This window comes from Gammaproteobacteria bacterium (genome assembly GCA_022340215.1).
Taxonomy (GTDB): Bacteria; Pseudomonadota; Gammaproteobacteria; order JAJDOJ01; family JAJDOJ01; genus JAJDOJ01.
In genome coordinates this window covers 1-8,716 of record JAJDOJ010000199.1, presented here as the reverse complement: position 1 = coordinate 8,716, position 8,716 = coordinate 1, and the positions used below count along the sequence as shown (strand labels likewise).

Here is an 8,716-nt window from a genome sequence, read left to right as displayed (position 1 = left end):
TCCACGCCATACGGTGCGAGGAAGCGTATCACACCCCATTCCATAGCGGTGACCAGCCGGCGTACGCCGATCGTCAGACGGCGCAGGTCAAGCAGCAGGTACAGCACCACCTGTCCGGGTCCGTGGTAGGTGACCTGACCGCCCCTGTCCACCCTGACGATCGGGATTTCCCCGGGATCGAGAAGGTGCTCGGGCCGGCCGTTGAGACCCAGAGTGAAGACCGGGTCGTGCTCCACGACCCAGCAGGTATCCGGGGTATCGGGGCCACGACGATCGGTGAACGATTGCATGGCTTGCCACACCGGCTCGTATGCCCGCCGCCCTAGATTTTCTACCACCAGTTCCAAGGGAAAACCGCCGTTCAGAGCGCCATGATGACGTCTTCGCAATCGGTCAGCTCCTGGTAGATGCGATCCAGTTGCACCCGACTGCTCGCGGTGATCAACACCGTCACGCTGGTGTACTTGCCCGTCGCGCTGCTCGTGCTCTTGACGGCGTGTTCCGAGACGAACGCCACGTGGTTCCCGACGATCTCTACCACGCGTTCCCGAAACCCCGGCCTGGAGAGCCCCATCGCCTTGATCGGGAAATCGCATGGAAACTCCAGTATGTCTTCATCCCGCTCGTCCATAATCACCTTATCTGGCGTTGTTTGAGCGCGGACTCTCCCTATCGTCCCGCGCTCACGCCCGCACCGCCGGCTCCCAGCCCGTGCGCAGAACGATCACCGGGAAGCAGCGTGCCGGCCCCGCGCCTCACGCAAGAGCGACCGGACGGTATGCCAGACCGACCCGGGCCGGCCGTCACCGACCGGGGCGCCGTCCAGGGTCGTGACCGCCAGGACCTCCTTGGTGGAACTCGTGATCCATACCTCCCCGGCAGTGTAAAGTTCGGCCTCGGGTATCCGGCGCTCTTCATGGTCCAGTTCGTTGCGCCGCAACAGCTCCAGGACCACATCACGGGTGATGCCGGACAGCAGGTCCGCTCCCTTCGGTGGCGTGACGATCACACCGTTGCTCACGATAAACAGGTTGGTCGCCGCGCCTTCGACGGCAAACCCCTCGCGGATCAGGATGGCCTCGACGGCGCCGTTCTCGATGGCCTCCTGGCGTAGCAGCACGTTGCCGATCAGACTGGTCGCCTTGATGTCGCAACGTCGCCAGCGGATGTCCGGGCGCGTCACCGCCGCCACACCGTCGCGAAGCTCCTTCTCGGACGGCTGGCTCATCGGACCCGCCATCGCAAACACCGTGGGCGTGGTGTCGGGAAACGCATGATCGCGCGGCGCCACGCCCCGTGTGACCTGCAGATAAACGGTAAGGTCGCCACCACCGGCCTGTTCGATCAGGCTAGAGACGATCCGGCACCACTCGGAATCGCTGCACGGCAGGGGAATGCGGGTCTGCGCAAGACTCCGGCCCAGACGCCGTAGATGTTCTTCCAGCCGGAACGCCATCCCCGCATAGACCGGGATCACCTCATAGACCGCGTCACCGAACAGAAAGCCCCGGTCGAGTGGAGAGACGCACGCCTCGGACAGGGGCAGGTAACGCCCGTCCAGATAGGCGGGCCTGACATCCGCTGCGAACTGCGCGACTACTCGAGCCAAAGCAGAACGGTGTCGACGGCCTGACGCCACAATCCACCCTCTGGAACCGGCTGCAGGGCCACCAGCGGCTGCCGCTCGATCTCCTCACCTTCCAGGGAAACCACCGCCTCACCGACGGGCTGTCCGCGCCCCAGCGGGGCCATGACCCGGGCGCCCAGTTCCATCCTGGCCTTCAGGTTGTCGTACTGGCCGCGGGGAATCGTGACGTAAAGGGTCTCCTCGGGGCCCACCGGAACGTTTTCCTGTTCGCCCTTCCAGACCCGCGGCAACGCGAGTTCCTCCCCGACCTCATAGATGCGGTGCGTCTCGTAGAACCTGAAACCGTAGCTGAGAAGAGCCTGACTGTGCGTCGCGCGGGCGCGCTCGCTGCCGGTTCCCATCACGACAGATATCAATCGCATCCCGTCATGCACCGCAGAGGCGGCAAGACAAAAGCCGGCCGACTTGGTGTGACCGGTCTTCAGACCGTCCACGGAATCGTCGCTCCACAACAACTTGTTTCGATTATGTTGCGTGATGCCGTTGAAGTCGAAATTCTTTTCCGAATAGACCTCGTATTCCTCGGGGAAATCCCGAATGAGCGCTGCGGACAGGGTCGCGATGTCCCGCGCGGACATATAGTGGTCCGCGCCCGGTAGGCCAGTGGCATTGGTAAAGTGCGAATTCTTCAACCCCAGCGCCCTCGCCTCGGCGTTCATCATGTCGGCGAACGCGGACTCGCTTCCGGCGATGTGCTCGGCGAGCGCCACGCTGGCGTCGTTTCCGGACTGGATCACCACGCCCTTGATGAGGTCGTCGACGCTAACGCGCTTGCCGACCTCGATGAACATCCGCGATCCTTCCATGCGCCAGGCCTTCTCGCTGACCAGTACCGGGTCGTCGATACTGATATGTCCGTCCGCCAGTGCCTTGTAGACGACGTAGGTTGTCATCAGTTTGGTGATGCTGGCGGGTTCCAGCCGCTCGTCGGCGTTCTTCTCCGCCAGCACCCTGCCGCTGTTCGCATCCTGGAGGATGTAGCTCGATGCACTGAAGGACGGCGGGGCGGGGATCGGACTGTGCGCGGCGGACAGTATCGCGGGCCAGAACAGGACGAGAGCGAAGAGCAGATGTCGTCGGAGCATTTCTAGGATCATTTCTAACTGACTACCCTGGTGGTGAACCCGCGGCAGACGCGACTCCGGGGAGCGCTTCCGCCGGGGGTGAAGGTTGGATCCGCAGCAGTGCGGCACGGGCTTCGGGAACCCCGCATCGCCCCGCGCGACCGGTGACATCGGGAATGCCGGGCGCGGGACGATGCGGGGCCTGTGGTTGAAACCGGGCTGCTGTCACTGCGGGCTTGCGATGGACCTGCAACGGCCCGATTGTATACCCGTCACGGACAGGTTTTCCCGGCACGCACGCCCGCTTCGTCCCGTGGCGGCGTTGCGATTCCTGGCAATAGAGCGGCGATTACGCATCATCGCGCCTTGCCACGAAACGAATATGACACACACTTTCTCGTGAAGACCTGTCCGCGACGGGTAATCGTTTCATGTCTCCTCCACCATGAGGGAAGCCCTGAACAAATGGCTGCGCCGGCGCATCGCTGCGTTGCGCGGTGCTCGCTTCCCCGTCTATCTGCTTGAACTGTCTTGGTCGCTGCGCTCCGTGCGCCTTTCTTTGCATCCGTCTCGCTCGGTTGTTCGGAGCTTCACGAGTGCGCGGCGAACCGTCAATCGATCACCAGACGGTAGCCGCCCAGACCCAGTGAACCCAGGCGGTCGTAGACGTTGTCCGCCGATTCGACATCCTCGAGCGGACCGACCCTGACCCGATAGATCACGGAACCGTTCGAGCTACCGTCGTAGATCGCGACATCCGCGATCTCGTGGCCTTCCAGGGTCGATTTCAGGGTCTCGGCGTTTCCACGGCTGGAAAAGGCCCCCACCTGGATGAACAGCTCGGGTGCGGGAGTAGGCGGCGGAACGGCGGCGCCCGCATCCCGAGCCGAATCCGGGGTTATCGCCCGCACCTCCACGAGTCCAGTGCCGTTCTGCGCGATACCCAGCTTCGTCGCCGCTGTGTAAGACAGGTCGATGATCCGGTTGTCGTGAAAGGGGCCGCGATCATTGACGCGCAGAACTGCGGTACTGCCGTTCTCGAGATTGGTGACCCTCACATAGGTCGGCAACGGCAACGTCTTGTGTGCCGCCGTCATGGCGTACATGTCGTAAGGCTCACCACTGGAGGTCCGCTGTCCATGAAACTTGGTCCCATACCACGAGGCCACGCCGCGCTCCATGAAGCCCTCGGCACTGTCGAGGGTCTTATAGCGCTTGCCATTGACCCGGTAGGATTTCGGATTACCGTACATACTCCTGGGTTCCCAGTGCGGTATGGCATCCGGGATATCGGCCGGCACCGTGTCAACCCCCGGCCCGTCGTTCTGATCGACCAGACCCTGTTGACCGCCACAGGCCGCGATAAGAGCGGCCGCCATGGAAACGAACAGCGCTCGAACCGGTTTATTCTTTTTCACCTTTTTGACTTGCCTCCACCGTCCTGGCGATCTCTTCGCTCAACTGGTGCACCGCCATCGCATAGAGCTGGCTGCGGTTGTACCTTGTGATGACATAGAAGTTGTGGAAGCCGACCCAGAATTCCTTTTCGTCTCCGCTGCTTTCGTACTCCAGCAACGCCACCTTGTGTCCGTTGAGGTCGACGCCTTCCACGACGACACCGGCTTTCTTCAGCGACTCTGACGGAATCGCTGGCTTGGTCCCCTTCTCGACGAGTTTCCGGTGTCCGACACCCGTCACGCTCGCGGGCACGGTGACGGTCTCGCCGTTGCGCCAGCCATGACGACTGAAATAGTTGGCGACGCTGCCGATCGCATCGTCCGGGTTCCACAGATCTCGCTTGCCATCACCGTCGAAATCGACCGCGTAGGCCCGGTAGCTGCTCGGGATGAACTGACCTATCCCCATCGCCCCGGCATATGACCCCTTCACCATCGGCGGATCCATGGATTCCTCGCGTGACAGCAGGAGAAACTCCTCCAGCTCCTTGCGAAAAAACATCTTCCTGGGTTCGTAGTCGAATCCGAGCGTGGTCAGTGCGTCCAGTACCCTCTGTTTGCCGGTGCGTGTTCCGTAGAGCGTCTCGACCCCGATGATCGCCACGATCACCTCCGGGTCAACGCCATATTCCTTCGAGGCGCGTTCGAGTGACTCACGATGTTCGGCGTAGAACCGCGCACCTCCCTCGATTCGAGAGGGGGTCAGGAAGATCTCACGGTACTCGTACCAGGGTTTCGCCTCGGCGGGTCGCGCGATCGCCTTCAGGATTCCGTCCTGCCGCTCCACCGTCGCGAACAGGCGCGACAAATCCGCGGGGTCGAAACCCTCGCGCCGGCTGAGATCGTCGATGAACACGCGGACGTCCTCCCGCGCCTCGTACCCGGTCGACGTTGCCGGTGACGCGGCCTGCGCGGGGAGTCCGAAGATGAGCAAGGAAACCAGGGCCACGAATCCTTGCAGCGGGGTCGGTACGCGGACGGTTCGGTTCTTGTTCAACGTGTCAGCAACCGGCGGTGTGATTGAATGGACATCAGGATACCGAATGCGGCCATCAGGGTCACCAGCGACGTTCCTCCGTAGCTGATCAGCGGCAGGGGCACACCCACTACGGGCAGAACGCCGGAGACCATCCCGATATTGACGAAGAAATAGACGAAGAAGGACATGCTGAGCCCGCCGGCCAGAAGCCTCGAATAGGTGTCCGGGGCACGGCATGCGATGTACAGGCCCCTCAGGACGACGAACCCATAGACGATCATCAGGCCGAGGGCGCCCAGAAAACCGAATTCCTCGCCGAAAACTGAAAAAATGAAGTCCGTAGACCGCTCGGGGATGAAATCGAGTTGCGACTGCGAGCCGTTCAACCAGCCCTTGCCGTAAACCCCCCCGGATCCGATCGCGATCTTGGACTGAATGATGTGGTAACCCGAGCCGAGAGGATCGCGTTCCGGGTCCAGCAGGGTGAGGACCCGGATGCGCTGATAGTCGTGCATGAAGTGCCACAACAGCGGGGCGGCCGCCGCCGTCAGGACACCGTGGATCAGGATCAGGCGCCAGCTGATGCCGGCGAAGAAAATCACGAACAGTCCCGCGGCGCAGACCAGCAGCGCCGTGCCGAGATCCGGCTGAATGGCGATCGGCACGGCCGGTGCCGCGACGATCGCCGCCGCGACACCAAGCTGCTTGATTCCCGGCGGCAGGGACTTCTCGGAAAAATACCAGGCCAGCACCATTGGCACCGCGAGCTTCATGACCTCCGAGGGCTGAAACCGGATTACGCCGAGATCCAGCCACCGCTGCGCGCCGTTGCCGCTCTCGCCTGCGAACAGCACCCAGAGGAGCAGGATCAATCCCGCCCCGTAGATCCAGGGCGACCAAAGGGATAGCCTGTCGGGCGGAATGCGCGACAATACGATCAGCACGATGAGACCGGCACCCAGTCGAACACCCTGACGCATGAGTAGTGCCATATTCTCGTCGGCGGCACTATACAGGATCAGGAATCCGAGCGCCGAGAGCAGCGCAATGGCGCCGAGCAACGGGAAATCGACGCGCAACAAATTCTGAAGCGTGTCCCCCATTCCCCTGCGGTCCTCGAAGTGCTCGATCGGTATCACGTCATTCAGATCCCGGTACCACCCGTGCTGCCGAGGAGATAATAGTCCATCACCCTGCGCGCCACGGGAGCCGCCACCGAACCGCCGTGGCCGCCATTCTCGACAATTACTGCCACTGCGATCCGCGGATCCTCGGCCGGCGCGAACGCGACGAACAGGGCGTGGTCGCGCAGTTTGTCGGACACCGTGTCCCCGTCGTATTTCTCTCCCTCCTCGAGACCGAAGACCTGCGCCGTACCGGTCTTGCCCGCGATGGTGTACGGCGCGTCATGACCCATGCGCCAGGCCGTACCATTCCGTTTGCGGGTCACCCCGACCATCGCGGAGACGATCTGGTCCCAGTACCCGTCGGCTGCAAGCCGAACCGGTTCGAGCCTGACAGGTCCGACGGGCTCGAAGCCGTTCGATCCCTGCCTGCGTACCGCGCGCAGCAGCCGCGGCTGCACCCGCTGCCCCCGGGTAGCGATCGTACTGACAGCCGCGGCAAGCTGCAGTGGGGTCGCAAGCATGTAGCCCTGCCCAACCCCGGAGATCACCGTCTCGCCCGGGAACCAGGGTTGGCCATGGGCACTGCGCTTCCAGGCCGGTGATGGCAGCAGGCCACCCGCCTCTCCGGTGGAATCGAGGCCGGTCCGCGAACCGAGCCCGAAGCGCTCCAGGAAGTCGTGCATCCGCTCGATACCCATCCGGTAGGCGAGATCGTAGAAATAGACGTCGCAGGACTGGACGATGGACTTGTTCAGGTCCACCTTCCCGTGGCCCCCCCGTTTCCAGTCACGATACCGGCGCTTGCCGTTCGGCAGGCGGTAGTAGGCCCCCGCCTGGATGGTGCGCTCGGCCGTGGTGACGGAGTAGTCCAGGCCGGCCAGCGCCATCAGCGGCTTGATCGTCGAGCCCGGGGGATACTGTCCGCTCAGAGCACGATTGAACAGCGGCTGTTCGGGGTCGTCCGACAACTCACGGTAACGCGCCGAGCTGATGCCGTTGACGAACTGGTTTGGATCGTAGCCGGGGTTGCTCGCCAGCGCGAGCACCTCCCCGGTGCGGGGATCCAGCGCGACCACCGCCCCCCTGGAGCCGACCAGCGCCTGCTCGGCGACCCGCTGCAGATTGGTGTCGAGCGAGATGACCAGGTCGCTCCCGGGAACGGGAAGCTGCTCATCGAGCACCCGCAGGGTGCGGCCCTGGGCGTTGATTTCCAGCCGCTGCACACCGACCCTGCCATGCAGCAGGTCCTCGTAACGCTTCTCGACACCGAGCTTGCCGATGTGGGTGGTACCACGGTAGTTGTCCCGGTCGACGCGCTTCAGATCGCGATCGTTGATACGGCCGACGTATCCCAGTGCGTGAACGCCGGTTTTACCCTGCGGATAGTAGCGTCCCGGCCGCGCCGCGATGTCCACACCGGGAAACTCGTGGCGGTGCACCGCGAAACGCGCGACCTCGTCTTCATCCAGATTGAATCGCAGCGGGACCGGCTGAAACGAACGCTTTCTGCTGACTTCCTTGCGGAAGCGCTCGACGTCCGCCTCGGTAAGATCGATGATCCCCGAGAGCCGCTCGACGACATGGTCGATGTCCCCGACGTGGGAAGGTGCAATTTCGATGCGATAGTTCGCCCGGTTCCCCGCCAGCAGGACGCCGTTGCGGTCGTAGATTGCTCCTCTGGGAGGCGGCAACGCAACGACGCGTACTCGGTTGTCCGTCGACAGGGTGGAAAAATGCTCGTAGCTGACGATCTGCAGCCAGGCCAGGCGCCCGGCCAGCGCCGAGATCAGACCGCCGACCAGAATCGCGGCGGCGAGGGCCCGCGAGGCGAACAGGCGCCGCTCCGCGGATGGATCCTTGAGATGTTCCCTACTTCTGCGGGTACCCGGAAAAGGCATAAGGTCCCATGCAATTGAGCGCACCCGAAGCGAAGAACCCGTTATCGTAAAGCGCCGCGGGTGCGCACCTGACACATCGCCCGGAAAAGCCCTCGATCCGCCGCGCTGCGGCTCGCCCTCTAGGCTTCGAAACGGGGAACACCCGCCGCCAAAGCCGCCGACCGATTCAGATGGAGGTCAATGACGCCGCCGATCCCCGTTCACCTTGCCGTGAAACTCCCGGAATCGCGATCCAACAGTAAAAATTTTGTGGAGTATAGACCGAAATTCGAAAGGCTACAGACATCCGCGTCATACCCCTCGCCGCGGGGAAGCGAACGTCCGACAAAAATCCGCGAGCGAAGCGACGCCGGCTAGTGCTCTGTCCAACTGATCATTGCGAGTTCAGTTGGACAGAGCACTTAGGAGCCTGTCGGATTTAGGCGATCGTAGCGAGCATGGTGGGAGAGCGAGACAAAAAGTTCACGATTTCGAGGCGCATAGTGGGCCTACGCAACGAGGAATCGGGGATTTTTTGGCCGCTCTCCCATCAGCGCAGTAGAT

General features: G+C 62.9%; 8 protein-coding genes and 1 pseudogene. All 9 read right to left on the bottom strand.

Going from position 1 to position 8,716, the window contains the following annotated elements; genetic code table 11:
- Positions 1–290, bottom strand: a 290-nt coding sequence (lipB, locus tag LJE91_13850) for a lipoyl(octanoyl) transferase LipB (protein ID MCG6869762.1), incomplete at its 3' end; no start/stop codon positions are given.
- 71 nt (positions 291–361) lie between these two features.
- Positions 362–631 (bottom strand): DUF493 domain-containing protein, encoded by a 270-nt coding sequence (locus tag LJE91_13845; protein MCG6869761.1) that lies wholly within the window; start codon positions 629–631, stop codon positions 362–364.
- A gap of 93 nt (positions 632–724) precedes the next feature.
- A complete protein-coding gene (locus LJE91_13840; protein MCG6869760.1) occupies positions 725–1,609 on the bottom strand; it encodes a D-amino acid aminotransferase in 885 nt (294 codons plus the stop codon).
- Complete coding sequence (locus LJE91_13835) at positions 1,597–2,733, bottom strand: D-alanyl-D-alanine carboxypeptidase (GenBank protein ID MCG6869759.1); 1,137 nt, start codon at positions 2,731–2,733, stop codon at positions 1,597–1,599. Before LJE91_13835 ends, LJE91_13840 begins: the two co-directional genes overlap by 13 nt.
- A gap of 590 nt (positions 2,734–3,323) precedes the next feature.
- Complete coding sequence (locus tag LJE91_13830; protein MCG6869758.1) at positions 3,324–3,539, bottom strand: SPOR domain-containing protein; 216 nt, start codon at positions 3,537–3,539, stop codon at positions 3,324–3,326.
- A gap of 96 nt (positions 3,540–3,635) precedes the next feature.
- Positions 3,636–4,001: pseudogene (locus tag LJE91_13825) on the bottom strand (septal ring lytic transglycosylase RlpA family protein).
- Positions 4,002–4,116: 115 nt separating this feature from the next.
- Entirely contained in the window at positions 4,117–5,166 is a 1,050-nt protein-coding gene (gene mltB, locus LJE91_13820) for a lytic murein transglycosylase B (GenBank protein MCG6869757.1), read from the bottom strand.
- The gene (gene rodA, locus LJE91_13815; GenBank protein ID MCG6869756.1) at positions 5,163–6,251 is read right to left on the bottom strand and encodes a rod shape-determining protein RodA; all 1,089 of its coding nucleotides are present in this window, start codon (positions 6,249–6,251) and stop codon (positions 5,163–5,165) included. The genes mltB and rodA overlap by 4 nt, the downstream gene beginning before the upstream one ends.
- Positions 6,252–6,292: 41 nt before the next feature.
- The gene (gene mrdA / locus LJE91_13810; GenBank protein MCG6869755.1) at positions 6,293–8,173 is read right to left on the bottom strand and encodes a penicillin-binding protein 2; all 1,881 of its coding nucleotides are present in this window, start codon (positions 8,171–8,173) and stop codon (positions 6,293–6,295) included.
- Between the last annotated feature and the right edge of the window lie 543 nt (positions 8,174–8,716).

What these genes read in the sequence shown, in the direction of transcription:
- LJE91_13845 (MCG6869761.1), bottom strand. Translation starts at nt 631, where the DNA reads ATGGACGAGCGGGATGAAGACATACTGGAGTTTCCATGCGATTTCCCG.
- LJE91_13835 (MCG6869759.1), bottom strand. Translation starts at nt 2,733, where the DNA reads ATGCTCCGACGACATCTGCTCTTCGCTCTCGTCCTGTTCTGGCCCGCG.
- mrdA (MCG6869755.1), bottom strand. Translation starts at nt 8,173, where the DNA reads ATGCCTTTTCCGGGTACCCGCAGAAGTAGGGAACATCTCAAGGATCCA.
- rodA (MCG6869756.1), bottom strand. Translation starts at nt 6,251, where the DNA reads ATGGGGGACACGCTTCAGAATTTGTTGCGCGTCGATTTCCCGTTGCTC.